Origin of the sequence: Bradyrhizobium sp. 26S5 (assembly GCF_036923295.1) — a bacterium.
Taxonomy (GTDB): domain Bacteria; phylum Pseudomonadota; class Alphaproteobacteria; order Rhizobiales; family Xanthobacteraceae; genus Bradyrhizobium; species Bradyrhizobium septentrionale.
The window spans coordinates 8,572,444-8,597,739 of sequence record NZ_CP145948.1 but is presented as its reverse complement, the minus strand read 5'-3'; the positions used below and the strand labels follow the sequence as shown (position 1 = coordinate 8,597,739).

At 65.0% G+C, this 25,296-nt stretch carries 21 protein-coding genes and 1 riboswitch; of the genes, 11 read left to right on the top strand and 10 right to left on the bottom strand.

The window, feature by feature from the left end; genetic code table 11:
- Nucleotides 1-417 precede the first annotated feature (417 nt).
- A complete protein-coding gene (locus V5279_RS40665) occupies nucleotides 418-1,911 on the bottom strand; it encodes a sensor domain-containing diguanylate cyclase (protein WP_338692417.1) in 1,494 nt (497 codons plus the stop codon).
- A 122-nt stretch (nucleotides 1,912-2,033) separates the two neighbouring features.
- Here V5279_RS40665 and V5279_RS40660 point away from each other — a divergent pair, with 122 nt between their 5' ends.
- Nucleotides 2,034-2,312, top strand: coding sequence for a DUF7662 domain-containing protein (locus V5279_RS40660; RefSeq protein ID WP_165129260.1), 279 nt, complete (start codon nucleotides 2,034-2,036; stop codon nucleotides 2,310-2,312).
- A 114-nt stretch (nucleotides 2,313-2,426) separates the two neighbouring features.
- Here V5279_RS40660 and V5279_RS40655 read toward each other — a convergent pair whose 3' ends face one another.
- From V5279_RS40655 to metG, 3 genes are all read right to left on the bottom strand, one after another.
- Nucleotides 2,427-5,303 (bottom strand): EAL domain-containing protein, encoded by a 2,877-nt coding sequence (locus tag V5279_RS40655; RefSeq protein ID WP_029079800.1) that lies wholly within the window; start codon nucleotides 5,301-5,303, stop codon nucleotides 2,427-2,429.
- A 120-nt stretch (nucleotides 5,304-5,423) separates the two neighbouring features.
- Nucleotides 5,424-6,422: an NAD(P)H-quinone oxidoreductase gene (locus V5279_RS40650; protein ID WP_338692416.1), complete on the bottom strand. Its 999-nt coding sequence runs from the start codon at nucleotides 6,420-6,422 to the stop codon at nucleotides 5,424-5,426.
- A gap of 69 nt (nucleotides 6,423-6,491) precedes the next feature.
- On the bottom strand, nucleotides 6,492-8,171 hold the full coding sequence (gene metG, locus V5279_RS40645; protein WP_338692415.1) for a methionine--tRNA ligase: 1,680 nt from the start codon (nucleotides 8,169-8,171) through the stop codon (nucleotides 6,492-6,494).
- Between the two features lie 271 nt (nucleotides 8,172-8,442).
- Here metG and V5279_RS40640 point away from each other — a divergent pair, with 271 nt between their 5' ends.
- Entirely contained in the window at nucleotides 8,443-8,634 is a 192-nt protein-coding gene (locus V5279_RS40640; RefSeq protein WP_166299092.1) for a DUF1192 domain-containing protein, read from the top strand.
- A gap of 427 nt (nucleotides 8,635-9,061) precedes the next feature.
- Here V5279_RS40640 and V5279_RS40635 read toward each other — a convergent pair whose 3' ends face one another.
- Nucleotides 9,062-10,096: an IS110 family transposase gene (locus V5279_RS40635; protein WP_166294930.1), complete on the bottom strand. Its 1,035-nt coding sequence runs from the start codon at nucleotides 10,094-10,096 to the stop codon at nucleotides 9,062-9,064.
- Between the two features lie 500 nt (nucleotides 10,097-10,596).
- On the opposite strand from V5279_RS40635, the gene V5279_RS40630 reads away from it, so the two are divergent.
- On the top strand, nucleotides 10,597-11,109 hold the full coding sequence (locus V5279_RS40630) for a DUF1465 family protein (protein WP_166299091.1): 513 nt from the start codon (nucleotides 10,597-10,599) through the stop codon (nucleotides 11,107-11,109).
- Between the two features lie 38 nt (nucleotides 11,110-11,147).
- Here the strand turns inward: V5279_RS40630 and plsY are convergent, their stop codons facing one another.
- Together plsY and V5279_RS40620 are read right to left on the bottom strand one after the other, a co-directional pair.
- Nucleotides 11,148-11,807 carry a glycerol-3-phosphate 1-O-acyltransferase PlsY gene (gene plsY, locus V5279_RS40625; protein WP_338692414.1) on the bottom strand — a complete coding sequence of 220 codons (660 nt, stop codon included), beginning with the start codon at nucleotides 11,805-11,807 and terminating at the stop codon, nucleotides 11,148-11,150.
- Between the two features lie 19 nt (nucleotides 11,808-11,826).
- Nucleotides 11,827-13,335, bottom strand: coding sequence for a PLP-dependent aminotransferase family protein (locus tag V5279_RS40620; RefSeq protein ID WP_166299089.1), 1,509 nt, complete (start codon nucleotides 13,333-13,335; stop codon nucleotides 11,827-11,829).
- Nucleotides 13,336-13,432: 97 nt separating this feature from the next.
- On the opposite strand from V5279_RS40620, the gene V5279_RS40615 reads away from it, so the two are divergent.
- Together V5279_RS40615 and V5279_RS40610 are read left to right on the top strand one after the other, a co-directional pair.
- Nucleotides 13,433-14,059 carry an FMN-binding negative transcriptional regulator gene (locus tag V5279_RS40615; RefSeq protein WP_338692413.1) on the top strand — a complete coding sequence of 209 codons (627 nt, stop codon included), beginning with the start codon at nucleotides 13,433-13,435 and terminating at the stop codon, nucleotides 14,057-14,059.
- A gap of 14 nt (nucleotides 14,060-14,073) precedes the next feature.
- Nucleotides 14,074-14,691: a LysE family translocator gene (locus V5279_RS40610; RefSeq protein ID WP_338692412.1), complete on the top strand. Its 618-nt coding sequence runs from the start codon at nucleotides 14,074-14,076 to the stop codon at nucleotides 14,689-14,691.
- A gap of 8 nt (nucleotides 14,692-14,699) precedes the next feature.
- On the opposite strand, the gene V5279_RS40605 is transcribed toward V5279_RS40610, so the two are convergent.
- Together V5279_RS40605 and V5279_RS40600 are read right to left on the bottom strand one after the other, a co-directional pair.
- A complete protein-coding gene (locus tag V5279_RS40605) occupies nucleotides 14,700-15,020 on the bottom strand; it encodes a DoxX family protein (RefSeq protein ID WP_166299086.1) in 321 nt (106 codons plus the stop codon).
- A 1-nt stretch (nucleotide 15,021) separates the two neighbouring features.
- Entirely contained in the window at nucleotides 15,022-15,402 is a 381-nt protein-coding gene (locus V5279_RS40600; RefSeq protein ID WP_166299085.1) for a DUF4267 domain-containing protein, read from the bottom strand.
- 127 nt (nucleotides 15,403-15,529) lie between these two features.
- On the opposite strand from V5279_RS40600, the gene V5279_RS40595 reads away from it, so the two are divergent.
- A complete protein-coding gene (locus tag V5279_RS40595; RefSeq protein ID WP_166299084.1) occupies nucleotides 15,530-16,150 on the top strand; it encodes a TetR/AcrR family transcriptional regulator in 621 nt (206 codons plus the stop codon).
- 875 nt (nucleotides 16,151-17,025) lie between these two features.
- On the opposite strand, the gene rpmE is transcribed toward V5279_RS40595, so the two are convergent.
- On the bottom strand, nucleotides 17,026-17,253 hold the full coding sequence (gene rpmE, locus V5279_RS40590; RefSeq protein ID WP_016845230.1) for a 50S ribosomal protein L31: 228 nt from the start codon (nucleotides 17,251-17,253) through the stop codon (nucleotides 17,026-17,028).
- A gap of 197 nt (nucleotides 17,254-17,450) precedes the next feature.
- Here rpmE and V5279_RS40585 point away from each other — a divergent pair, with 197 nt between their 5' ends.
- The 5 genes from V5279_RS40585 to V5279_RS40565 all read left to right on the top strand — a co-directional run bounded on the left by V5279_RS40585 (nucleotide 17,451) and on the right by V5279_RS40565 (nucleotide 25,296).
- A complete protein-coding gene (locus tag V5279_RS40585) occupies nucleotides 17,451-19,307 on the top strand; it encodes an ABC transporter ATP-binding protein/permease (RefSeq protein WP_338692411.1) in 1,857 nt (618 codons plus the stop codon).
- A gap of 137 nt (nucleotides 19,308-19,444) precedes the next feature.
- On the top strand, nucleotides 19,445-19,840 hold the full coding sequence (locus V5279_RS40580) for a hypothetical protein (protein WP_338692410.1): 396 nt from the start codon (nucleotides 19,445-19,447) through the stop codon (nucleotides 19,838-19,840).
- Nucleotides 19,841-20,048: 208 nt separating this feature from the next.
- A complete protein-coding gene (locus tag V5279_RS40575) occupies nucleotides 20,049-21,539 on the top strand; it encodes an amidohydrolase family protein (RefSeq protein WP_338692409.1) in 1,491 nt (496 codons plus the stop codon).
- A 1-nt stretch (nucleotide 21,540) separates the two neighbouring features.
- Nucleotides 21,541-22,470 (top strand): GTP-binding protein, encoded by a 930-nt coding sequence (locus V5279_RS40570; protein WP_338692408.1) that lies wholly within the window; start codon nucleotides 21,541-21,543, stop codon nucleotides 22,468-22,470.
- Nucleotides 22,471-22,714: 244 nt separating this feature from the next.
- A riboswitch (cobalamin riboswitch) is annotated at nucleotides 22,715-22,910 on the top strand.
- Between the two features lie 106 nt (nucleotides 22,911-23,016).
- The gene (locus tag V5279_RS40565; protein ID WP_338692407.1) at nucleotides 23,017-25,296 is read left to right on the top strand and encodes a TonB-dependent siderophore receptor; all 2,280 of its coding nucleotides are present in this window, start codon (nucleotides 23,017-23,019) and stop codon (nucleotides 25,294-25,296) included.

The window sequence follows — 25,296 nt, the reverse complement described above, 5'->3', positions numbered from 1 at the left end:
CGTGCAACAAACTCGATGTCGTCCCGGGCAAGCGCAGCGCGACCCGGGACCCATAACCACGAATGGCAGTTACTCGCGCTATGCTGGGGCCACAGCTCGTTTCGACGACTCAATCCTGTGGTTATGGGTCCCCTGAGTTCACAAACGAAGTGCAACACTTCCTTGAGGAGGTGTTGCGATGGGGCGGAGTTACGAGCAGCTATCCCTGGACGAGCGATGCGGTGAGGGATCATGCGCATGTCCATCACCGTCATCCTGAGGTGCGAGCCTTCCAGCGCGCTTGCGCCGCTGGGCGAGCCTCGAAGGATCGACGGCCACCAGCCGGGCCGTGCATCCTTCGAGGCTCGCTCCGCTCGCACCTCAGGATGACGGCTCTGATAGTCTTCGCAGGGACGACGACACGGCGAGAGTTGTGCCCTACGCCACCAGCGCAATCTTCGGCGCGGTCGCCAGCACCGACTGGTTGCGGCCGTTGGCTTTGGCGGCGTAGAGCGCCTTGTCGGCGGCTTCGATCAGGTCGGACCATTGCTGGCCTGCATTCGGGCGCATGCTGGCGACGCCGATGCTCACCGTCGTGATGACCTCGCCCTCGCACCATTGCTGCACCTTGGCGCGGATGGTCTCGGCCAGATTGAAGGCCTCGAGCGGGGTGGTGCTGGGCAGCAGCACGGCAAATTCCTCGCCGCCGAAGCGCGCCGGGCAATCGCCGGCGCGGCGCGCCGCATCCGAGATGCAGATCGCAATCCCGACCAGCACCTGGTCGCCGGCCTGGTGTCCATAGGTGTCGTTATAGGCCTTGAAATGATCGGCATCGATCATCAACAACGCGACCGGCTGGCCGTGCCGGCTCGCCCGGCGCCACTCGCGCTCGATCTCGGTGTCGAACTTGCGCCGGTTATTCAGGCCGGTGAGGGCGTCGGTCGTCGCCAGCTCCTCGAGTTTGTCCTCGGCATCGGCGCGGCGGACGATCTCGCGGGCCAGCACCAGCGTCGCGCTGAGCGCGAACAGGACCAGAAACGCCATGATCGCGCCGATCCGGATCGCCTCGGTTCGCCAGAGGTTGAAGACGGCTTCGAGCGGCTTGCCGACCACGACGTAGAGCGGGCCCGAGCTGCTGCGCCTGACATAGAGCCGCGGCGTGTCGTCGACCGGACCCTTGCCGGAGTAGGCGCCGCCCCCCTTCAGATTCTCGGCCTTCCAGTCCAGTTGCTCCGCAAGGTTCTTGCCGATCACGTCGAGATCGAACGGCGTCCGCATGATGATGGTGCGGTCGTTGCGCAGCACGGTGATGGTATCGCCGGGCGCGAGGTTGAGCCGGCCGAACATATCGTCGAAATAGCTGAAGCGGATCGAGCCGACCACGACGCCGAGAAAGCGGCCGTCCTCGCCGACGATGCGCCGGCTCAGCACGATGGCGTAGGCGCCGCGATGCAGCATCGGCCGGCTGATATACAGCCCGGTGTCGGGGTGGTCGCGCTGGACCGTGAAATATTCCTCGTCGCTGCGGTTCTCCGGCCGCGGGTCGAGGCTCGCCGCGTCGATGGTCAGGTCGCCCTTGCTGTCGAACACCTGGATCGCGCCGAAATGCTTTGCGGTCGCGGCGTGATCGAACAGGATCAGCTGGCGCAGTTCCTTGCTGACATTGCGGATCTCCGGCATCTCAAGATTGCTGGCGACCGCGCGCAGCGACAAGTCATAGAGCTCGATGTTGCGGCTGATGTCGGCCTCGATGCCTGACGCAAAGTTCTCCAGGGTCTGGCGGGCCAGTTGCTCCTCGCCGCGGCGCATGTCGAACATCACGCCGGCGCAGACAGCGGAGAAGCCGAGGACGGTCGCAACCGACGCGGCGATCAGCAGCTTTGCCGATAGCCGCCACCGCCGCCTTGCGTCGTTTCCCCGTCGAAATGGCATGACCCGCTCCAAAGCTCGGTCATGCAACGGGAAATCTTGTTGTCGCCTTAAATGGCGACAGCGGCCGCCGAATGGGTTAACGGGTGGTTGCCGAAACCTGGTTTTTTGTCATCGAGGACGTTGTGAACGACTACGACGCGCTGCGGGATTATCTGAAGAAGCAGCATCTACCCGAATTCGTGCTGACCTTCGAGGAGATCGAGGCGATCATCGATGCGGCGCTGCCGCGCGCCGCGCACCGGGCGTCGTGGTGGGAAACCCTGCGCAGCCCGCAGGAGAAGATGCCGCAGCGCGAAGCCTGTCTCGACGCCGGCTACATCGCCACGCGCCAGGCCGACGGCAAGAGCGTCAGGTTCAAGAAAATGTCCAATCGTCGTCCCGGCGAACGCCGGGACCCATAACCACAGGGCGTTGTTGTCACGAAGGCAACTGGCCCCAGCGCGTCATGGACGGGCCGCGGCGTATGGGTCCCGGCTCCCCGTGCGCAGTTGCGCACGAGGCCGGGACGACAAGATCTAGCTCGCGGCTTCCAGCCGTTCCTCGGTGAGCAGCCGCGTGGCGGCGTCGGCGTCCATCGGCTCGCCGAAGGCAAAGCCCTGGGCGTATTCGCAGCCGAGCTGGTAGAGCTCGACGGCATCGGAATCCGTCTCGGCGCCTTCCGCGACCACCTCCATGCCGAGATCGTGCGCCAGCGCGATGATCGATTTCAGGATCACCGGGCGGGTGCCGCGGCTCGTGGTGCGGACGAAGGACTGGTCGATCTTGATGGTGTCGAACGGGAAGCGCTGCAAATAGGACAGCGAGGAGTGGCCGGTGCCGAAATCGTCGAGCGACAGCCCGGTGCCGAGCTCGCGGATCCGCGCCAGCATCTGGGCGGCGTGCTCCGGGTTCTCCATCACAAGCGATTCCGTCAGCTCCAGCTTCAGCGTGCCGCGCGCCACCGAGGAGCGCGACAGCACGGTGCGGATATCGTGGATCAGGTCGTGGCGCAGCAATTGCCGCGACGACACGTTGACCGACGCGAAGATCGGCTCGCGCGCCCGCATCGCGCGCTGCCACACTGCGAGCTGGCGCGCGGTCTGGTCCATCACGAACATGCCGAGGTCGACGATCAGGCCGGTCTCCTCGGCGACATTGATGAATTCCGACGGCGACATCCGGCCGAGCTTGGGATGGTCCCAGCGCACCAGCGCCTCGAAGCCCGCGATCGCGCGATCCTCGAGCCGCACGATCGGCTGGTACAGGATCGTGAGCTCCTGGCGCTCGATGGCGCGGCGCAGGTCGCTCTCGAGCGTCAGGCGGTCGGTCTTCCGCGCCCGCATCGCCGGCTTGTAGACGTCGATGCGGTCGCCGCCGATCCGCTTGGAGTGATACATCGCAAGCTCAGCGTCCTTGATGATCTCGTCCGAGAGCGGCGCGGCCGGATCGGACAGCGCAAGTCCGATCGAGGCGGTCAGGAAGATCTCGCGGTCGTTGAACGCGATCGGCGCGCGGATGGTCTTGCGGATGGTCTCGGCGAAATTGGTGATCCGCGCCGGGTCCTGCTCCGACAGCAGGATCAGGCCGAACTGGTCGCCGGCCATCCGCGCCAGCGTGTCCTGCGGCTTGAGGATGCGGGTCAGCCGCCGCGCCAGCGTCAGCAGGATGGAATCGCCGACCGCAATCCCGACGGAATCGTTGACCTGCTTGAAGCGGTCGAGGTCGATCACCATCAAGGTCGGCCGCAGGTTCGGCATGGTCTTGGCGAGGTTCGCCACCGCGCCGAGCCGGTCCATGAACAGCCGGCGGTTCGGCAGGCCGGTCAGATTGTCATGCACGGAGTCGTGCAGCATCCGCTCTTCGGAGTTCTTGAACTCGGTGACGTCGGTCAGCGTGCCGACCACGCGCGAGACCTCGCCGTCGGAGCCGACCACCGGCCGCGCCTTCAGCGCGAACCACATGAAGTGACCGTCGGGCGTGCGCAGCCGGAAATCCTGCACCAGGCGGCCGCGGCGCTGGTCGAGCACGCTGTCGAGCGCGGCGCGGAAGCGGTCCTGGTCGAGCGGGTGCAGTACTTCGAGCCATTTCGCGGCCGGGCCTTCCAGCGTGCCGCGCTTCAGGCCCAGCAAGGCTTCGGTCTCCGGGCTGGTGAACACCTTGTCGGCGGAGACGTCCCAGTCCCAGATCAGATCGCCGGAGCCGGTCAGCGCCAACGCGCGGCGCTCGACGTCGGAGACCACGCCGGTGGTGGCGCCGCCGCCGGCGAAGGCGTGCTGCATCACCGTAAATCCGATCAGCATCACGATCAGCACCAGGCCGCCGAGCAGCGCCGGGCCGACGATGTCGTTGGTGACGGAGCCCGCGACCGTCATGCCGGCTGCGACCACCCAGACCACCAGCAGGAACCAGGTCGGGATCAAGAGCACCGCGCGGTCGAAGCCGTGGGTCGAGAGATAGACGATCAGCGCGAAGCCGGCGAAGGCGATCATCACCAGCGACATCCGCGCGATGCCGGAGGCGACCGCGGGATCGAACAGCGCCAGCGCCACCAGCGAGCCGAGGAAGAGCAGCCAGCCGATCGTGATGTGCGAGTAGCGCACATGCCAGCGACTAAGATTCAAATAGGCGAACAGGAACACGAGCAATGTCGCCGCGAGGATCGCCTCGCCCGCCGCGCGCCAGACGCGCTCGGCGTTGTTCGACATGTCGAGCACCTTGCCCCAGAAGCCGAAATCGACGCCAATATAGACGAGCACCGCCCAGGCCAGCGCCGCGGCGGCCGGGAACATGATGCTGCCCTTGACCACAAACAAGATCGTGAGCACGAGCGCGAGCAGGCCCGAGATGCCGATCACGATGCCCTGGTACAGCGTGAACGAGTTGACCTTGTCCTTGTAAGCGTCGGGTTCCCACAGATAGAGCTGCGGCAGCTTGTCGGTGCGAAGTTCCGCGACATAGGTGACGACAGCGCCGGGATCGAGCGTGATGCGGAACACGTCGGCGGTCGGGCTCTCCTGCCGTTCGGGGCGATCGCCGACCGACGGCGTGATGGTGGCGATGCGCGACAGGCCGAGGTCGGGCCACAACAATCCGGACGACACGATGCGATAGTGCGGCGCGACAATCAGACGATCGAGCTGGTCGTCGGTGTTGTTGGCGAGCGCGAACACCACCCAGTTCTGGCCGCCTTCGCGGGCGCGAACCTCGATGCGGCGCACGATGCCGTCGGTTCCAGGTGCAGTGGAGACCTGGATGCGGTCGGTTTCACTGCGTTGATGGTCGAGAACCGCGGTTAGGTCGATCGCCGGCGCGTCGCTGCGCACGCTGACCGCGTCGATCGCGTACGCGTCAGGCGCAGCAGCAAACATCATGAGGCCCAGCGCGAGCAGCGCAAGGCACCTGATCAGACGCAATGTCAGTACTCCGCGATCGACAAACTGACCGGGCCCGGCGACCGGCCCGGCGGTGGCGCGATAAATGACACGAAAGCGAAGGGAATCAAAGGGTTTCCGCCCCCGCTTCCGTCGCGAGAGTTAAACGACCAACACAATTTTGCCAATATGTTCGCTGGTCTCCATGCGCCGGTGCGCGTCGGCGGCCTTTTCCAGCGAGAATGTGCTGTCCATCAGCGGTTTGACGCGGCCTTCGCGCAGCAAGGGCAGCACCTTTGCCTCGATTGCCGCGACCATCGCCGCCTTGTCCGCATTACTACGGGGGCGCAGGGTCGAGCCGGTGTGGTGGAGCCGCTTGACCATCAGCTTGGCAAAATTGGCTGACGCCTTCGGTGTTCCCGACAGGAACGCGATCTGGACGATGCGGCCCTCAACCGCGGCGGCGTCGTAGTTGCGGTCGATATAGTCGCCGCCCACCATGTCGAGGATGACGTTGGCGCCGGCGCCGCCGGTGGCTGTCTTCACGGCTTCGACGAAGTCGTCCGTCTTGTAATTGACCGCGTGATCGGCGCCGAGCTTGAGGCAGGCGTCGGCCTTGTCCTGCGAGCCGACGGTGACGATCACCTTGGCGCCGAACGCCTTGGCGAGCTGGATCGCCATCGTGCCGATGCCCGACGAGCCGCCATGGATCAGCAGCGTCTCGCCGGCCTTGAGCGCGCCGCGCTCGAACACATTGTGCCAGACCGTCATCAGCGTTTCCGGAATGGCGCCGGCTTCCTGAATCGTGAGCTGCGGCGACACGGTCATCGCCTGCGCATCCTGCGCGATGCAATATTGCGCATAGCCGCCGCCGGCGACCAGCGACATCACCTTGTCGCCGATCTTGTGCGTCGCGCCTTCACCGAGCGCCACCACTTCGCCTGCGATCTCAAGGCCGGGCAGGTCGCTGGCGCCGGGCGGCGGCGGATAGGAGCCGGAGCGCTGCGCGACGTCGGGGCGATTGACGCCGGCGGCCGCGACCTTGACCAGGATCTCGCCGGCCTTCGGCACCGGCAGCGCGCGAGTTTCCGGCACCAGCACTTCGGGGCCACCAGGCTTGCTGATGGCAACGACGGTCATTTGCGCGGGCAGGTTTGGCATGGTTCGTTCCTGGTCAGTGAGGAGGATTGGCTTGTGGCATACCGCCTTTTGCTACGAAGCGAAACGCCCTTAAGCCCCGAACCGCGCCGCCAGATGACTGGCTCTTTCGGGGGTGATTTTCTCGACCAGCGGGCCGAGCCTTGCGATCGGCGTGCCGGCGCCTTGATCCAGCAGCGGGATGAGTGGGCCATTGGGCCAGGGGGGCACGGCATCGTCGTGGCCGAACGCGCGGAGCACGCGCTCCGACAGGCCTGGCACGATGCTCCACGCCAGCGTGGCGCAGAGCGCGACAAGATTGAGTCCGGTGCGGGTGATGACCGCCGCGCGAACGGAATCGGACTTGATGGCGGTCCATGGTGCTGAGTGTTGCAGGTATGCGTTCGCGGTGTCCCAGATCGCGCGCGTCGTTGCCGCTGCGGCACGAAACTCCAGTGCGGTGTGATGGCGGTGGAGCGCTGCGATGCGCTGCTCCAGATCGTGCGCAAGCTCTCGCTCGGCCTCACCGGGCGCGCCACCTTCCGGGATGCGGCCGTCGAAGCTGCGATGGGCAAAGCTGATGATGCGGTTGGCGAGATTGCCGAAGATGTCGGCGAGGTCCTTGTTCACGTCGGCAACGAATCTCGCGACGCCAAAATCGGTGTCGGCGCTTTCGGGCGCGTTGGCGATCAGCCACCAGCGCCAGAGATCGGCGGGCAATTGGTCCAGCGCCGCATCGGTGAAGATGCCGCGCTTTCTGCTGGTCGAGAACTTGCCGCCCTCGTAATTGAGCCAGTGGAATCCCTTGATGACATCGGCGGTCTTCCATGGCTCGGCGGAGCCGATCAATGTCGCCGGAAAGCTCACGGTGTGGAACGGGATGTTGTCCTTGCCGAGAAACTGGATATAGCTGACGTCGTCGGCCTGCCACCACCATTGCCGCCAGTCGCGATCAGGCGCGGCAGCGGCCCATTCCTGCGTCGCCGCGATGTAGCCGATCGGCGCATCGAACCAGATATAGAACACCTTGCCGTCAAAACCCTCGCGCGGGACCGCAATGCCCCAGGCGAGATCGCGCGTGATGCAGCGATCGCGCAGATCAGCGTTGAGCCAGCTCTTGGCGGTCGAGACCACGAAGGGCGGCCATCCGGTGCGGCTGTCGATCCATGCGCCGATTGTCTCGACCAGCTGCGATTGGCGCAGGAACAGATGATTGCTGTCGCGGATCTCAAGCGCGCGGTCGCCTGATAGCGCCGAGCGCGGATCAATGAGTTCTGGCGGGTCAAGCAGCGTGCCGCAATGGTCGCATTGATCGCCGCGTGCCGAAGGATCGCCGCAATGCGGGCAGGTGCCGAGCACGTAGCGATCGGGCAGGAAGCGCCGGTCGGCCGGCGACCACACCTGTCGCGACGTGCGCGCCTCGATCAACCCGGCTGCGTCGAGCCGGCGATAGAAGTGCTGGGTCAGCGCATGGTTTTGCGGCGCGCTGGTGCGGCCGAAATGATCGAAGGACAGACCAAAGCGCCGGTAGATGTAGGCCTGGACGGCGTGCTGCGCATCGCAGAACTCCCGGACATCCTGTCCGGCCTCGATGGCGCCGAGCTCGGCGGGCGTGCCGTGCTCGTCGGTGGCGCAGATGAAGAGCACGTCGCAGCCGGTCTGCCGCCGGAAGCGGGCATGGACGTCGGCGGGCAGCAGCGAGCCGATCAGATTGCCGAGATGCTTGACGCCGTTCACGTAAGGAAGCGCGCTGGTGATGAGAATTTTGGTCATGGGTTAAGGTCTTTCGCGTTTGCTGATGCCGACCCCCAAAGATCAAATCGGAAAAATCAAAAAGCCCTCCCGCATGATCGGAAGGGCTTGGGGTCGGCTCATGCCTGGCGCGTCGACGCGCGCTATCCCGTCCGGTCAGACTCCTTGCGGTCGGGCCGGGGCATTCGCGTCAGATGTTGCGCGCACACGAAAGTCACTGCAAAATTCTCCTCGGTTCGACATCTACCATTTCTGGACGCACGGCGCCAGATCATCATCGCGGGGAGGACACATGCCGATTGAGGATGAGGACCGTCCCAGGAAGAAGATCAGCCACGAGATCGGCCAGGATCTCTACCTGCTGTCGGTCGAGGATTTGACCGAACGCATCGCGCTGCTCACTGCCGAGGTCGATCGGTTGAAAGAGGCGATGACGAAGAAGCGCGCGTCGAAGGATGCCGCTGACGCGTTCTTCAAGTCGTAGCGCTGAGATTTCATTCGAAGCCGCCCTCAATCCGTCATGCTGAGGAGCGCGGAACGCGCGTCTCGAAGCATGCACGGCCCGAGCGGTGGCCGTCGATCCTTCGAGGCTCGCAAGCGCTCGCGCCTCAGGATGACGGAATACGCGTTCGCGCGACCCGTTGGCTCCATCCGGGCTTCTGTAACGGGCCTTTGTAAGTCAATCCCTTTTTGCGTGATCCACTCGCCGGGCACTTGCTTCTGTACGGGATCGGCGCGAAGGCCGTCGCCTGATGGGGTGCATTGAGGAGCCGGCCGGCCAATCTACGGAAGCGTGGTTGTGAGCCACTTCCCGGATGGCGGCCTGACCGGATCCATCGTCCCGGCGCAGGGACCTCGCTCAGGGAGAGCCTGGTGTCGTGGCCCGCCCAGAACCGATTGCTGCTCCTTGCTTAGGTTGCCGAGGCCTTGGCCATCGGGTTGAACGGTTTGGCGTCGGCGAGCATGCGATGCAGAACGACGGCGAGCTTGCGTGCGAGCGCCACCTTGGCCTTGCGCAGGCCTGCGCGCCGGGCGATCCGCATCGCCCAGCCTTTCAGCGCCGAGCAGTTCCTGACCGGCTTGGTCAGCATGACGTGAGCCGCCTGATAGAGCGCCTCGCGCACGGAGGCATCGCCGATCTTGCTGATGCGGCCGGTATAGTCGGTTTCGCCCGATTGGTACTTCTTCGGGGTGAGGCCAAAATGCGCTCCCGTCGCCTTCGAGGACCGGAAGCGCTTCGGGTCGTCGACCGCCGAGGCGTAGGTAAGCGCCACGATCGGGCCGACGGACGGTGTCGTCATCAGGAGGCGGGCTTGAGGGTGCGACCTGGCGAGCTTTTGGGTGTGCTTATCCAGGCCATTGAACTCGCGCCGCAGCACGGCGTGGGCTTCGAGCAGCGCCTGTGCCACGATCTCAAGTCCGGGATGGCCCGCTACGAGCTCCCGGATGCGTTCGGCGAACGTGCGCTCGGTGGTCGTGCCGACCTTCAGACCGAAGCCGCGGAGCACGCCGCGCAGGCTGTTCTCGATGTCGCGCAGCTTGGACTGCAGCAGCTTGCGTGCCGTCAGAACCGCCCGCGTCTCCTGCGCTTCGATCGACTTGCAGTGCACCGGCCGGAACCAGCCCAGCCGCATCAGTTGCGCGATCCCGCGGGCATCGTTGCGGTCCGACTTCACCGGCATCGCCTTGAAGGCATCGCGGACGTGCCGCGTCTCCAACAGTTCGACTGCCAGGCCCGCATCCCGCATCGCTGCGTAGAGCCATTGCGACAGCGGACCAGCCTCCAGCCCGATCCGTTCCAGCACCAACCCCAGCGACCGCAACCAGGTGATCAAGGCCTCCGGCTCACTCGCAACCCTCGCCTCGCGCAAAATCTTACCTGTCCCATCGACAAGGCAGACGCTCGAGCATTCCAAAGACACGTCGATTCCTGCATAGTGGTACATGGTCGTCCCTTAATGATGCTTGGAGCGGGCTTGCCCGACTCCGTTTATTGACACCATCAGTTTGAGGGACGACCGCCTTCCAACCAACAGGCCGCTCGCGAGCGCGCTTCCAAATCGCGCCGTAGCGAGCGGGCGGCCGGCCCGTTACCCCATCTACACGCTGGCATGGTGCGGCCACCTGTCCCAAACTAGGTCAATGGCCGACATGGCAAACAAAGCCTGAAGAAATCCGCTCATTTACGGTCGGTTAAGCTTTCTCGATTATGACTGCATTGTCCTCGTTTGGACACCGAGTGGCTCCTGTCCACTCTGTTTGACGCCTCCCTGTTATCAACTTCAAAAGCCGCCGGAAACGGCGGCTCTTTTTTGTGCGTCCGATCCGCCGGAAACCATAAATCGGGTTGCGGCTGGACTCTTCGCCGCGCCCGCGCAATGATTTGTTCATCATAAGCTGGCGCGTCAGATGCCAGCGGGCGTTACGTGGTGTGAGGGCGTTAACCATGGCCGATCGTTCCCAGAGCGAAGCCGGGCTCGTGCTGTTCAGTGAACGGCTGACCAATTCTGCGGCATTTGGCGTGCTGTTCCGGGAAGGCATGGACCTGGTCGAGCAGACCGCCGCCTATCTCGACGGCGACGGGCGTGCCGAAGCCAAGGCGCTCGAACGTTCGGTCAGCCTGACCTATGCCACCGAAAGCATGCGCCTGACCACGCGGCTGATGCAGCTCGCGTCCTGGCTGCTGCTGCATCGCGCGGTCAAGGAAGGCGAGATGACGCTGACCCAGGCCAATCGCGAGAAGACCAAGGTGAAGCTGTCGGCCGCCGATCCCGGCCCCGCCGACATGGTGACGAAACTGCCGGAGCAATTGCAGCAGCTGATCGCCCGCTCGATGGATCTGCAGACGCGGGTGCGCCGGCTCGACACCACGATCCATGCGCCGGCGCCGGATCGTTCGACGATCGGCAACCCGCTGGTGCCGCAGCTCAACCGCCTCAAGGCCGCCTTCGAGCAGTAAATCGACGCGCGGCGCGGTTCGGGCCGCGTCCTCATGAATCAGCTCGGGCGCGCACCTTGCCCCAACCGTGGCTCGGTCCCGGCGAGCAGCCGCTGAATGTTGGCCCGGTGGCGCGCAATCACGTAGATGGCGCCTGCGATCACCGGCAACCGATAGGGCAACGGCTGCTCCAGCGTGCAGACGAGGGCGACCGCAGTCAACGCTGCCAGCATCGAGCTGAGTGAAACGATCCGAGAGACAGCCAGCACGGCGAGGAACACCGTCGCGGCTCCGAAACCAACTGGCCAGGACAGCGCCAGCAATACGCCGAGCCCGGTCGCCGCGGATTTGCCGCCCGTAAAGTTCAACCAGATCGAACGGCCGTGTCCGAGCAATACGGCAAGTCCGGCCAGGCAAACAGCCCAAGGTGTCCAGCTCTCAAGGTCAAGCGCAGCCGGCGGCGTGACGGTCGCGAGCCAGGGATAGAACCAGCGGGCAAACACGATCGCTGCCGCACCCTTCAGCACATCGACCAGCAGAACCACCAGCGCAGGCCATGGCCCCAGGGTGCGCAACACGTTCGTTGCCCCCGTGGATTTCGAGCCATGCTCCCGAATGTCGATGCCCTTGAGCAGCTTCCCCGCCAGATAGCCTGATGGCGTCGCCCCGAACAGATAGGCGATCGCCAGTCCAGCCACGCTCGCACTCCAGAACATCATGGCAGTCACCTCGACGCTTTCATTTCAAGCGAACCTGATCTGGTTGTCTACGTCTTCCGCGATCCATGATTCCGCGCAGACGGATCGCGGCCACCTCCAGTTCTTCCGGCGCAAATCCGCCGAAGCCGAGCATCAGGCCGGGCCGTGCGGCCAGCGCGTACATCGGCGAGATCGGCCGCACGACGATGCCATCGGCGAGGGCAGCCTTCGCCAATTGCACATCATCGGTGCCCTTCGGCAACCACAGCAGCAGGTGCATGCCCTGGTCGCTCGGCTGCAGCGTGACGTCATCAGGCATGTGACGTTCGAGCGCCGCGATCAGTGTCGCACGCCGTGCGGCATAGACGCCGCGGATGCGCCGGATATGCGCTTCGAACAGCCCCTCGCGCATGTAAGCCGCCAGCACGTGCTGGTCGGCGGTCGGCGAATGCCGGTCGAGCAGCGCCCGCGCGCCGGCGAAGGCATCGATCAGCGGCAGGGGCGCCACCACGTAGCCGAGCCGCAGCGAAGGAAACAGCACCTTGCTCAGCGTGCCCAGATAGATCACCCGCGACGGGGCGAGGCCTTGCATCGACGGGAAAGGATGACCCGCATAGCGCAGTTCGCTGTCATAATCGTCCTCGACGATCCAGGCCTCGCGGCGCGCGGCCCATGCCACCAGCGCGTTGCGGCGGGCCATGCTCATCGGCATGCCGATCGGATATTGATGCGACGGCGTCACGAAGGCCGCGCGCGCATTCGGACACGCGGCGATCGCGGCATCGACGTCGATGCCTTGCGCATCGACACCCACGCGCGTGGTGACGAGATCGAGATCGTCGAGCACGGCCGTCATGCCGGGATAGGCGGGATCCTCGGCCCACACGCGATCACCCGACGTCAGCAGCACGCGGCCGGCGAGATAGAGGCCCTGTTGCGTGCCGGCCGTGATCACGACCTGCTCGGGCGCGCAATGCACCGCGCGGGATTTGCGCACGTAGTCGGCGATCGCCTGCCGCAACTCCATCAGCCCGCGCGGATCGCCGTAGCTTGCCGGCGCTGCCGCGCGCGATGCGCGGACGCGGTTGCCGAGGCGCCGCCAATTCTGGTCGGGGGCGACGGCGCCGCCCGGGACTGCGATCGCAAACGGCGCCTCCGGCATCGGCGTGAAGGCAGCCGCAACCTTGGCAAGCCGGATCGCGCGTGGCGGCAAGTGGATCGGCGCGGTCTTGTTCGAACTGCGGTTGACCGGAGGGCGGACGGGCCGTGCCTGTTCGGCAAGCGTCGGCGCGACGCTTGTGCCGGCACCGACATGCGACACCAGATAGCCCTCGGCCTGCAATTGCTCGAAGGCTTCCATGACCGTGCCGCGGGCAACGCCGAGCGAAGCCGACAGCGCGCGGGTCGAGGGCAGAAATTCACCGGCCTTCAATTCGCCGTTGGCGATGGCGGCGCGCAGAGCCTGCGCGATCTGCCGACCAACCTGTCCGGCGGTGCGGTCGACCGCCCGGAGCGGAGGGATGCTGATCGTGGTACGCAGGCGGGGCATAGTGGACCACTCAGTATGATCGAAAGTGGCTCTTATCATAGGCCACTTCGGCGCTATTGTGCGAGCAACAATTGATGAGGTCTCCCAGAGGTCTGCCATGTACCTGCCGCCGCATTTCAAGATGGATGAGCTCGGCCCGATCCACGCCGCGATGCGGGCCTCAAAGCTCGCGACGCTGGTCACCGTAACCGCCGACGGGCTGATCGGAACGCCGCTGCCGCTGATCCTCGATGCAGACGAGGGCGACTACGGCACGCTGTACGGCCATGTCGCGCGGCCCAATCCGCAGTGGAAGCTGCCTGCGGTCGGCGAGGCGATGGCGATCTTCACCGGGCCCGACGCCTATGTGACGCCGTCCTGGTATGTGACCAAGGCCGAGCACGGCAGGGTGGTGCCGACCTGGAATTACCTCGCCGTGCACGCCTACGGCGCGGCCGAATTCTTCGAGGATGCGGACCGCCTGCTCGATGTCGTCACGCGGCTGACCCGGTTGCACGAGAGCACGCGCAAGGAGGCCTGGCAGGTCAGCGATGCGCCTGATGATTTCATCAAGGCGCAGCTGCGCGGTATCGTCGGCTTCCGGATGCCGATCACGCGGATCGACGCCAAGAAGAAGATGAGTCAGAACCGCAAGCTCGAGGATCGCGCCGGTGTCATCGCGGGTCTTGATGCCAGCGACAATCCTGCTGACCGCGAGGTCGCGGCGATGATCCCGGCGAACTGAAACGAAAGCTCGCGATGGAATTGTACCTCGCGTTTGCGATCACGACTGCGACCTTCGCCCTGATCCCGGGGCCGGCCATGCTGTACGCCGCGGCCCGCACCTTGGCGGGCGGCCGGCGCGTCGGGCTGCTGGCCTCGCTCGGCCTGCATCTCGGCGGCTATGTCCATGTCGTCGCCGCGGCGGCCGGCCTAGCACTGCTGTTTCACGCGGTGCCGCCGCTGTTCGTGGCGATGAAGCTGGCCGGAGCGGTCTATCTGGTCTGGCTCGGCCTGTCGCTGTTCCGCGATCGCGACAATACCAAGCGTCCCGAGCTTGCGCCGCTCTCCGCCGAGCGCGCCTTCGCGCAAAGCATCATCGTCGAGGTTTTGAATCCGAAGACCGCGATCTTCTTCCTGGCATTCCTGCCGCAGTTCGTCGATGCGTCCGCAAGCCTGCCGGTCTGGGCTCAGCTGTTTCTGCTCGGCACCATCGTCAATCTGACGTTCTCGGCGGTCGACATCGTCTGCGTGTTTTTCGCCAGCGCCGTGATGTCGAAGCTGCAGCGCTCGCAGAGGTCGCAGCGGATCATGCAGCGGATCGGCGGCAGCATCCTGGTCGGGCTCGGCGCACGGCTCGCGTTCCAGGACCGCTAGGTCAGCCCTCAAGACAAGGTCGCGGCAAGAGCAATCAAGGCGACAAAGACACCAAGTGGCGCAAGGTGCGAAAGATCGCGGTGGCGTAGAACGGTCATAACTGCAGCAGCGATGATTACCGCCCCAAGCGCCAGGCCAATACTGCGACTGGCGGGAAGCGCAATCAGAACGGCGCTCATGATCTCCAGTCCACCAGTAAAAAGGCTCCACCAGCGCGGGTAGCCCCACCGCGCGAAATCACTTTGCGTCCCGGGCGTGCCGATCGCGTTGAAGAGGCCTGCGCCAAAGAATCCGGCGACGAGGAGCCAGATTGGAAGAGCATGCACCATCTCAGGCCGCACCAATCACCATGGGGATGGCTGCCAGGACCATAAACACCGCCGTGAGGCCGTGCATGCCGAAGGCGCTTTTGGTGGAGCCTTTCGCCGCGAGAATGAGCAGCATGTCGCCCACGGGGATGATTGCTTCAACAAGCAGGATGATGCCGACCCCGCGCGGGGCGCCCCACGCCATGAACGCCAGTACGGCCAATCCCGATGCAATGTCGCGCACCCCCTTGAGGCGAAGCCACCAAACGATGTTGGTGCCGTTTTCAGGAAGCGGCAGGCCGAAACTGCGCGTCGCGGTCGTTGGGTTCACGACATATAGGGTGCCGATCACGATAATCGCGACAGCCACGAGCGATGCCATTCCGAGCGCAAGCCAATGCATCACATTGTCCTATTCTAGCCAAAGAAGGTAACCTAGCGTTGCTAGCTTGATAATCTAGCATTGCTAGATTATCAAGCATCGGTGTGATCACGAATATGTGGGCCTTCCGGATCTGGGAGATTGAGGATTGGGTATTGCCGAGCGGAAAGGGAGGGGTCGGGCTGAGCGCGAGCATCGCATTGTCGCTGCAGCGCGCGTGATCGCAGAGCGCGAAGGATGGGATGCCGTCACAGTCCGCCGCCTGGCCGAAGAGATCGAATATAGCCAGCCAGTCCTCTATTCACATTTCGAGAACAGGGATGCGATTGTTGCGGCAGTTGCAGTCGAGGGTTTTAAGGAGCTCACAGTCGCGCTTCGGGAAGCGGCAAGCGGATCGACCAGAGGACGAAATGCGCTCAAGGATGTCGCGATCGCCTATCTCGCCTTTGCGCTACGTCATCCTGCACTCTACGAGGCGATGTTCATCCTTCCGACGGATTTGCGGTTCGCCGAAGCTGGAACCAGACCGGAACTAAGGGCCGGTTTCGAAGCCCTTGCGGCAGTTGTGGCGCCGTTTTGCGTCGATGTAGCTGGCGTCACCGAGACGTTTTGGGCAGCCCTTCATGGGCTCGCTGCACTCGAACGTTCAGGCCGAATAAGGCCCAGCGCGCACGGCGAACGCATCGCACTTGTCGTTCGGGCGATCGTAGCTTCCGGAAATAGCTCGCCTGGCAGGTTTGGCGCATCGACCTCCACCGCCCGGAGCTGAGTTTCAGGTTTCTCCTATCGAGGATCTCGACCCGCGCACCTCTCGCATGCACTGCGCTCGCCGGAACATTTTGAGCGCGCGCTGGTGTCGGTCTCGCATGCGTCATGCGATCTGCTCGCAACGGCAAGCCTGATGCGGCGGGTGCGACAAAACAGCCCGACGGGCAACTCAGCAAAACGCGTCAAGCTCCCTTCGCAAAAATATTTCGCTTTATCAGAAATGCAACTCGGTGTATGGTTCGCCCGTCTCACCCGATCGAGGGGCGCTGCGCATCGTCACGGGTGTTGCGGTGAGATGCGGTGGACGCCGAGCGTGGCACTGACGAGAACACGCAAGGCGGACGGTGAAGTCGTGTGGTCCTGACGCCCTAGTGGCCGGTGTCCCCTCGCAGAACGCGCAAGCGTTCTTGCGAAGGCGGTGACAAACAAGCCAAGTCTCGCCGGGGAGAGCACGAAGTAAGCCGTAACCCATCGCGCAGGGAAAGCCGGGTTGTTTCCGGTTACACCTGTGGTCCTACCCCCGAGCTTTCTACCTTTGCTCGGGGCCCATGGGTGCGATCGGCACCCGGCTTTCCCTGCGCCCTCTGTTCAAGGAGAGGGCGGAACGAGAAGCAAAGCTCGGACAAATCATGTCGCGAGAATGCGGAGCTGCGTCCCCACCCACACTGTCATCGCCCGGCTTGACCGGACGATCCAGTACGCCGCGGCCTCTCGGCTCAAGCACTGGCGCCTCTGGAATACTGGATCACCCGCATGCGCGGGTGATGACACTGAACATGCTGTTTGACATTCGATCCGACCCGACCCCCCAAACAAAAACGCCCCCGAATCGGAGGCGTTTTGCATTGGGCGTCGATAGCGATCCCGAAGCGGACTTTAGTCCTTCTTGAGGAAGCCCGAAAACTTCTTCTGGAAGCGCGACACACGGCCGCCACGGTCCATCAGCTGCTGGGTGCCGCCGGTCCAGGCCGGGTGCGACTTGGGGTCGATGTCGAGGTTCAGCGTGTCGCCTTCCTTGCCCCAGGTCGAGCGGGTCAGGTACTCGGTGCCGTCGGTCATGACGACCTTAATCGTATGATAATTCGGATGAATATCGGCTTTCATGGCAGTTCCTTCGGCGCGCCGGCGCCCGTCTCAAGATGTCTGGGGTACGGGATTTGGGCGGCTCTATAACGCATGGAGCCCCCCAAAACAAGCCAAGAAAGGGGCTTAAGCCCATCACCGGATTGGGACTTTACCGGATTTGCCAGCCGGGGGTCGGCGGGCCTATGTGGAGGCGATAGAACCGGTCTAGAAACATAATGAGCGTAGCCGAACAGCTTGAGACCCCTCCCGGCAGGCCGCAGCCTCCGCGCGATGCGTTGCTCGACGAGGAAGCCTTCATCGAGAGCCAGATCACGGAGCCGGCGAAGAGCCGTGCCCGCCTGCGGCCGCTGCTTGCGCTCGCGCCCTACGTGGCGCGCTACAGGGGACGCGCGATCCTCGCGCTGATCTCGCTGACCATCGCGGCGATCACCACGCTGGTCGTGCCGGTCGCGGTGCGGCGGATGATCGACATGGGCTTCACGCCCGAAGGCATCGCGATGATCAACAGCTATTTCAGCGTGATGATCGCCGTCGTCGCCGTGCTCGCCTGTGCCAGCGCCTCGCGCTACTACCTCGTGATGACGATCGGCGAGCGGATCGTCGCCGATCTCCGGCGCGACGTGTTTGCGCATCTGATTTCGTTGTCGCCGTCATTCTTCGATTCCGCACGGAGCGGCGAACTGGTGTCGCGGCTCACCGCCGACACCACGCAGATCAAGTCCGCAGTCGGCGCCTCGGTGTCGATTGCGCTGCGCAATCTGATGCTGTTCTTCGGTGCTGCCGCCATGATGGTGATCACGAGCCCGCGGCTGTCCGGCTTCGTGCTGGCTGCGATCCCGCTGATCGTGATTCCGCTGGTCGCGTTCGGCCGCTGGGTGCGGCGGCTGTCGCGCAACGCCCAGGACACGCTGGCCGATGCCAGCGCCTATGCGAGCGAACTGGTCAACGCGATCCGTACCGTGCAGGCCTATACCGGCGAGCGACTGGCCAGGACGCGCTTCAGCCGCGAGGTCGAGCAGGCCTATGACGCCGCGCGCAGCTCGACCAAGGCGCGCGCGATGCTGACGCTGATCGTGATCTTCATCGTGTTCGCCAGCGTCGTCGTGATCCTGTGGGTCGGCTCGCACGACGTGCTGGTCGGAACCATCAGTCCCGGCCGGCTTGGCCAGTTCATTCTCTACACGGCGTTCGCTGCCAGCGGCCTCGGCCAGCTCAGCGAGGTCTGGGGCGAAGTCTCGGCCGCATCGGGCGCCGCCGAGCGGCTGTTCGAGATTCTGCGCGTCAAGCCGGAGATCGCAGCTCCCGCCGCGCCGCGCGCGCTGCCGCAGCCCGCACGCGGCGATGTCGGCTTCGACAATGTCAGCTTCGCCTATCCGACCCGGCCCAACGCGCTTGCGGTCGACGGCGTGTCGCTGAAGGTCGGCTCCGGTGAGAAGGTCGCGATCGTCGGCCCCTCCGGCGCCGGCAAGAGCACGCTGTTCCACCTGCTGCTGCGCTTCTACGACCCGAAATCGGGCACGATCTCGCTCGACGGCGTGCCGATCCGGCAGGCCGATCCCGCCGAGGTTCGCGCGCGGATCGCGCTGGTGCCGCAGGATTCCGTGGTGTTCGCCGCCTCGGCCCGCGAGAACATCCGGTTCGGCAGGCCGGATGCCACCGATGCCGAGGTCGAGCGTGCCGCCGATCTCGCCCATGCCACCGAATTCCTGCGCCGGCTGCCCGGCGGCTTCGATGCCCAGCTCGGCGAGCGCGGCGTGACGCTGTCCGGCGGTCAGCGCCAGCGCATCGCGATCGCGCGCGCCATCCTGCGCGATGCGCCGCTGCTGCTGCTCGACGAGGCGACCTCGGCGCTCGACGCCGAGAGCGAGACGCTGGTGCAGACCGCGCTCGAGGAACTGATGCGCCACCGCACCACGCTGGTGATCGCGCATCGTCTGGCGACCGTGCTATCCTGCGACCGCATCCTTGTCATGGAGCAGGGCAGGATCGTCGAGCAGGGTACCCACGCCGAACTGGTCGCCGCCAACGGCCTCTATGCACGGCTGGCGCGGCTGCAGTTCGAGGGGATTTGAGCCCGCGATCTTGCTAGGCGTTGCCGGGCCGCTTATGCGGCGCCTATGAGATCGCTCGCGCGCTCCCCTCGAAAACCTATTGCCGCGCAAGGATAGTCACGCCGCGCCCCGGATCGGGCGCGCGGGGTGTTCGATCGATGCGCAGCGAGGGAGCAAGCGAATCGCAGGGCAAGCTGCTCGGCGCCTGGCAACTCGCCGTGCTGCGCTTCACGGTGACGCTCGACGACGCCGACCGGATGCACGTGCTCGCCATGGCCGGCGAGCTCGATCGATTGGATGGTGCGGCCGACGGCTCGTTCCACTTCTTCCGCAGGACGACCGCGGAGCTGTGCCGCGCCATCACCGGCAACGATGCCCATGCCGTAGCGATTGTCCGGAGCTTTCAGATGCAGATCGAAAATCCCCGGCTGCGGCGCGCGTTCGAGGCGGCGATCGCCAAGGATCGGACGCCGCCGAAGCTCGTCGCGAGTCGGACCAGGCCCAGCGACGATCTCTGGAGAGGCCTCGCCCCGCGACGGGCGACTGGAACGTAACGGACCTCGCCGCCACTCGCATCGTTGATACGGCCTTCTCGCGTCGCGCGAAGGACGATTGCGTTACACCATATCGCAAGAATCCCGATCGGGGCGTCGCGATAGATGCGATGCATTTTTGTCTCTTGGCCCCGCTTGGGTCCGGTCGTAAGCCTTAATGAAGGCGGCCGGCCGGGACCGCGGTTTTGGACAATGCGGGAGTGGCGAGATGGGTGGTTTGATGATCAGCGGCGGCCGGGTGGTGGATCCGGCCAGCGGGATGGACGCGATCGGCGACGTCGCTGTTGTCGACGGCCGGATCGCCGCTGTCGGCACCGGCCTCGGCGGCGCCGAGCGGCAGATCGACGCGACTGGCCTCGTGGTGGCGCCCGGCTTCATCGATCTGCACGCCCACGGCCAGACCATTCCGGCCGATCGCATGCAGGCCTTCGACGGCGTGACGACGTCGCTCGACCTCGAGGCCGGCGTGCTGCCGGTTGCGTCCTGGTACAAGCGCCAGGCCGAGAAGGGCCGGGTGCTGAACTACGGCGCGGCCGCCAATTGGGCCTTCGCGCGGATCGGCGCGATGACCGGCTCGAATTCGGAGAGCTCGCTGGAATCGTTCGGCGCAGCGATGCGCGATCGCCGCTGGATCGAGAACGTGGCGACTGAGGGCGAGGTCGGCGGCATCCTCGAGCGTCTTGCCAACGGACTGAACGAGGGCGGCATCGGCATTGGCATTCTCAACGCCTATGCGCCGGGCGCCGGCGTGCAGGAATTGACCGCGGTGTGCCAACTGGCGGCGGCGCATGCGGTGCCGACCTTCACCCACGTCGCCTACATGTCCCGCATCGATCCCGAGAGTGCGGCCGAAGCCTATATCCGCCTGATCGGCTATGCCGGCGCCACCGGCGCGCATATGCACATCTGTCACTTCAACTCGTCGAGCAAGACGGATATCGAACGCTGTGTAGCGCTGATCGCAAAAGCGCAGGCGCAGGGCCTGCCGATAACGGTGGAGGCCTATCCCTACGGCACCGGTTCGACCGTGCTGGCGGCGACCTTCTTCAGCGATCCCAAATTCGAGGAGCGCAACGGCCTCGGCTACGATTCGGTGCAGCGCGTGACCGACGGTCACCGCTTCGGCAGCCGCGAGGAGCTGCTGGCGGCGCAGGCCGAAGAACCCTCCACGCTGGTGCTGTGGCATGTGCTCGATATCGAGAACAATCAGCATCATCGCGACCTGCTCGACATGGCGGTGCTGTATCCGGGCGGCGCGATCGCGTCCGATGCGATGCCGTGGACGCTGTCGGACGGCCGCCCCTACACCGGCGACGGCTGGCCGCTGCCCGATGATGCCACCTCGCATCCGCGTTCGGCCGGCTGCTTCACCCGTTTCATCCGCGAATGGGTGCGCGAGCGCAAGAAAGTGTCGCTGCTCGAGGGCATCCGCAAATGCGCGCTGATCCCGGCGGAAATCCTGTCCGCAAGCACGCCGGCGATGCGCGCCAAGGGCAGGTTGCAGGTCGGCGCCGACGCCGATGTCGTGGTGTTCGACTTCGAGACCTTGAGCGATCGCGCGACCTTCTCCGCGATGAACCGCCCGGCGGAGGGCGTGCGGCACCTCGTGGTCAGCGGTCAGCCGCTGATCAACGACGGCGTGCTCGATGTCGCGGCGCGGCCGGGCCGGCCGGTGCGCCGGCCGGTCGCCGGAGGCTGATATGCCGGTCCCGATCCTGCTGGTCGCGGGTTTTCTCGGGGCGGGCAAGACCACGGTCGTGAACCATCTGCTGGCGCATGCGCAAGGGCGGCGCATCGCGGCGGTCGTGAACGACTTCGGCGCGATCAACATCGACGCGGAGCTGATCGCGGGCGCCAGCGATGGCGTGGTCAGCCTGAGCAATGGCTGCATCTGTTGCACGCTGGAGGGCGATCTGCTGCGCACGCTCGCAACCTTGCTGCGGCGTGATCCGCGTCCCGAGTTCATCGTGATCGAGACCAGCGGGATCGCCGATCCCTCCGACATCGTGCGCAACCTGATGGATCCCGTGGTCTGGAAGGAGGCGCCGCTGGAGACCGTGCTGTGCGTGGTCGACGCGACGCAGCCCGTGACGATGCTGGACGATGCGCTGCTGCGGTCGCAGCTGCGGGCGGCCGATGTGGTGGCGCTGAGCAAGGTCGATCTGGCTGATGCCACCGCGCGCGCCGCGATCCGCGACGCCGTACGCGCGGTGCGGCCGGCGGCGGTTGTCGTCGATGCGCTGCATGGCGAGGTGCCCACCGAACTACTGTTTCCGGCCGATCTCGATCATTTGCCGGCGCCGCGTGAGACCATGCCGCGACGGCCGGTGTCCGACCGGTTCGAAACGCTGAGCTGGACGTCGGAGCGGCCGGTGCGGTTGCCGCGCTTGCAGCAGGCGATCGGCAGGCTGGCGCCGAAGCTCGCGCGATCGAAGGGATTGTTCGAGACGGTGGAGCAGCCGGGGCGGCTGACTGTGTTTCAACTCGCCGGCGGACGCGCAACTTTGGCTGCGGGCGGCGTGCCGTCGGCTGGCGTGCCGCGCACGCGAATCGTGTTCATCGCCGAGATCGGCGTGCTGTCGCGCGCGGAGATCGATGAGATCATGGCAGGCTGCGTCGAAGCTACCTGAGTTTTCCGTCACCCCCGCGCAAAGGCTTTGCCTTTGTCGCTGGAGGAGCGCGTAGCGCGTCTCGAAGGGTGCACGGCCACCAGCCGGGCCGTCGATCCTTCGAGACGCCGCTTCGCGGCTCCTCAGGATGACGGGTTAAGGAGGTCTCCGCGTCAGCGATACAGGCCGTGTGTCATCGCCGCAGCACCGTCCCGCAAAGCACGTGCGCGACAATCGCGCCGAATTGACAGCCCATCCCGCACCACCTATCGTTTCCGCCGACGGTTCCCTTCGGGGATCAAAAGGGAATGCGGTGCGAGGGTAACCCCAATGCCGCAGCTGTCCCCGCAACTGTAAACGGCGAGCCTTTCGTCAATTTGCCACTGGGCCATTCGGTCCGGGAAGGCGTCGACAGGCGACGACCCGTGAGCCAGGAGACCTGCCGTCAGTCGTGGTCACACGCGAGCACATCGGGCGGGGGCGTCCTGGTGGGATCGGAGCACTGCCTTTTGGGCAATGCGCCAGTCCGCGTTCGCGGTGACGTGCCACGTTACCGCGAGTCCTTTCATGTCTCCGTCTTCTCCCGTTGCGCGCCGCTGGCGCCTCGGCCTCGTTTGCTCCCTGTCATCGCTGCTGCTGCCGGCTGAAGGTGGAGCACAAACACCGCCACCAACCAGGCTCGCTCCGATCGAGGTCTCGCCCTCGGCATCCGAAACGCCCAAGCCCGCGGCGCGAAGCAGCAACTCGGCGTCGTCGTCGCGGCCACGCTCCAGACCCGCACCGGCCGCGGCAATCGGCAACACGCCGCGCGCCGCAGCGTCGGGCGCTTCGGGGTCGGCATCGCCCACGCTCAACGCCACCACGCCGGGTAGCACCGGCAGCCGTCTGAATCTAACGCCGCTGCAGACGCCGGCAAGCGTCGAGATCATCACGTCGCAGACCATCGCCGAACGCGGCCAGCATAATGTCACAGATGCCGTCACCCAGGACGCGGCCGGGTTCATCGCAACGCCGGCTCCCGGCAATGGCGGCCTATCGTTCAGTACCCGCGGCTTCGCCGGCAGCAATTCGGTGATGACGCTGTATGACGGCACGCGCTTCTACATCGGCTCGGGAACCCTGACGTTCCCGTACGATACCTGGTCGGCGCAACGTATCGAGGTGCTGCGCGGCCCCGCCTCGGTGCTGTACGGCGAAGGCGCAATCGGCGGCGTCATCAACGTGATTCCGAAAAAGCCGCTGGGCACGCCCTACAACGAAGCCGAGGTCTCGCTCGACAGCAACATGACGCGGCGGCTCTCGGTCGACAGCACCGGTCCGATTAATCCCAATGTATCCTACCGCATCAATGCCACCGGCAACATGTCGGACGGCTGGGTCGATCGCGACAAGACCTCGAACGCGGTGGTCTCCGCCGCGGTGCGGGTGCAGGCGTCGGAAAATCTCGCCTTCACTCTCTCGGAAGATTATGGCGACCGCAGCCCGTCGCGCTATTTCGGCACGCCGCTGATCAACGGCGTGATCCAGGATGCGCTGCGCTTCAAGAACTACAACGCGCTGGACAGCACGATCCGCTATCAGGACAGCTGGACCCAGTTCAAGACCGAGTGGGACGTCGCCGACGGCATCAAGATCAACAACACGCTCTATTATCTGACCAGCGAGCGGCACTGGCGCGACATCGAGAGCTACACCTGGAATCCGAAGACCAGCTTGATCGATCGCGGCAACTATATCGAGATCTTCCACGACCAGAAGCAGGCCGGCAACCGGATGGACGCGACCTTTAGCGGCCACATCTTCGGCCTCGAGAACCGCTTCGTTGCGGGATTCGACGTTAACCACATCGACTTCACCCACACCAATAACTCGCCGTTTGGCGGCGCGTCGTCGGTCAACCCCTACGTCTTCGATCCCGGATCGTTCTTCGCGACGACCACTGCGACATCGCCCGGCTTCAATGCGATCGTCAATCAATACGCGCTGTTTGCGGAGGATCGTCTGTCGCTGACCGATCAATTGTCGCTCGTCACCGGCGTCAGGTACGATCGCCCCGAGGTCGACCGCACCGACTATCGGACGTCGTCGAACAGTTTCGACGTCGCGCTCTCGGGCACCAGCTGGCGCACCGGGGTGGTCTATGAACCGATCAAGAACCTCGCGTTCTATGGTCAGTATGCGGTCGGCGTCGATCCGGTTGGCAATCTCATCTCGCTGTCGGCCACGCAAAAGACCTTCCAGCTCGCCACCGGCAAGCAGACCGAGATCGGGGTCAAGCAGTCGTTCCTGGGCGGACGCGGCGAGTGGACGCTGGCGGGCTATCAGATCGTCAAGAACAATTTGCTCGTTGCCGATCCGAACAACCCCGCAGGCCTCGCATTGCAGGTCGGCCAGCAATCATCGCGCGGCGTCGAGGCATCGGTCGGACTGGCGTTGGACTATGGCTGGCGTATCGACGCCAATGTCGCGCTGCTGCAGGCGAAGTACGACAACAACAGCCAGCTGGTGAGCGGAAAGCTTGTCAGCTATGCCGGCAACGTTCCGATCAACGTACCGCAGCAGGTGTCGAACGTCTGGTTGACCTGGGACTTCGCATCCAACTGGTCGGTCTATGGCGGCGTCCAGATCGTCGGCCAGATGTACTCCGACCTTGCCAACACCCAGTTGCGGCCGGGCTACAATGTGGTCAATGGCGGTGTCAGGTGGAAGCCGGATGAGCGCACCACGGTCGCGTTCCGCGTCTACAATCTGTTCGACAAGGTCTACGCGGTGACGTCGCCCTATGCCGGGCAGTGGCTGCTGGGCATGCCGCGCACCGCGGAACTCTCCGTCAACGTGAAGTTCTGA

Bases quoted from the DNA above. Each gene is read 5' to 3' on its own strand.
- V5279_RS40665 (WP_338692417.1), bottom strand. From the start codon at position 1,911: ATGCCATTTCGACGGGGAAACGACGCAAGGCGGCGGTGGCGGCTATCG.
- V5279_RS40650 (WP_338692416.1), bottom strand. From the start codon at position 6,422: ATGCCAAACCTGCCCGCGCAAATGACCGTCGTTGCCATCAGCAAGCCT.
- metG (WP_338692415.1), bottom strand. From the start codon at position 8,171: ATGACCAAAATTCTCATCACCAGCGCGCTTCCTTACGTGAACGGCGTC.
- V5279_RS40640 (WP_166299092.1), top strand. From the start codon at position 8,443: ATGCCGATTGAGGATGAGGACCGTCCCAGGAAGAAGATCAGCCACGAG.
- V5279_RS40635 (WP_166294930.1), bottom strand. From the start codon at position 10,096: ATGTACCACTATGCAGGAATCGACGTGTCTTTGGAATGCTCGAGCGTC.
- V5279_RS40630 (WP_166299091.1), top strand. From the start codon at position 10,597: ATGGCCGATCGTTCCCAGAGCGAAGCCGGGCTCGTGCTGTTCAGTGAA.
- plsY (WP_338692414.1), bottom strand. From the start codon at position 11,807: ATGATGTTCTGGAGTGCGAGCGTGGCTGGACTGGCGATCGCCTATCTG.
- V5279_RS40620 (WP_166299089.1), bottom strand. From the start codon at position 13,335: ATGCCCCGCCTGCGTACCACGATCAGCATCCCTCCGCTCCGGGCGGTC.
- V5279_RS40615 (WP_338692413.1), top strand. From the start codon at position 13,433: ATGTACCTGCCGCCGCATTTCAAGATGGATGAGCTCGGCCCGATCCAC.
- V5279_RS40610 (WP_338692412.1), top strand. From the start codon at position 14,074: ATGGAATTGTACCTCGCGTTTGCGATCACGACTGCGACCTTCGCCCTG.
- V5279_RS40605 (WP_166299086.1), bottom strand. From the start codon at position 15,020: ATGGTGCATGCTCTTCCAATCTGGCTCCTCGTCGCCGGATTCTTTGGC.
- V5279_RS40600 (WP_166299085.1), bottom strand. From the start codon at position 15,402: ATGCATTGGCTTGCGCTCGGAATGGCATCGCTCGTGGCTGTCGCGATT.
- rpmE (WP_016845230.1), bottom strand. From the start codon at position 17,253: ATGAAAGCCGATATTCATCCGAATTATCATACGATTAAGGTCGTCATG.
- V5279_RS40585 (WP_338692411.1), top strand. From the start codon at position 17,451: ATGAGCGTAGCCGAACAGCTTGAGACCCCTCCCGGCAGGCCGCAGCCT.
- V5279_RS40580 (WP_338692410.1), top strand. From the start codon at position 19,445: ATGCGCAGCGAGGGAGCAAGCGAATCGCAGGGCAAGCTGCTCGGCGCC.
- V5279_RS40575 (WP_338692409.1), top strand. From the start codon at position 20,049: ATGGGTGGTTTGATGATCAGCGGCGGCCGGGTGGTGGATCCGGCCAGC.
- V5279_RS40570 (WP_338692408.1), top strand. From the start codon at position 21,541: ATGCCGGTCCCGATCCTGCTGGTCGCGGGTTTTCTCGGGGCGGGCAAG.
- V5279_RS40565 (WP_338692407.1), top strand. From the start codon at position 23,017: ATGTCTCCGTCTTCTCCCGTTGCGCGCCGCTGGCGCCTCGGCCTCGTT.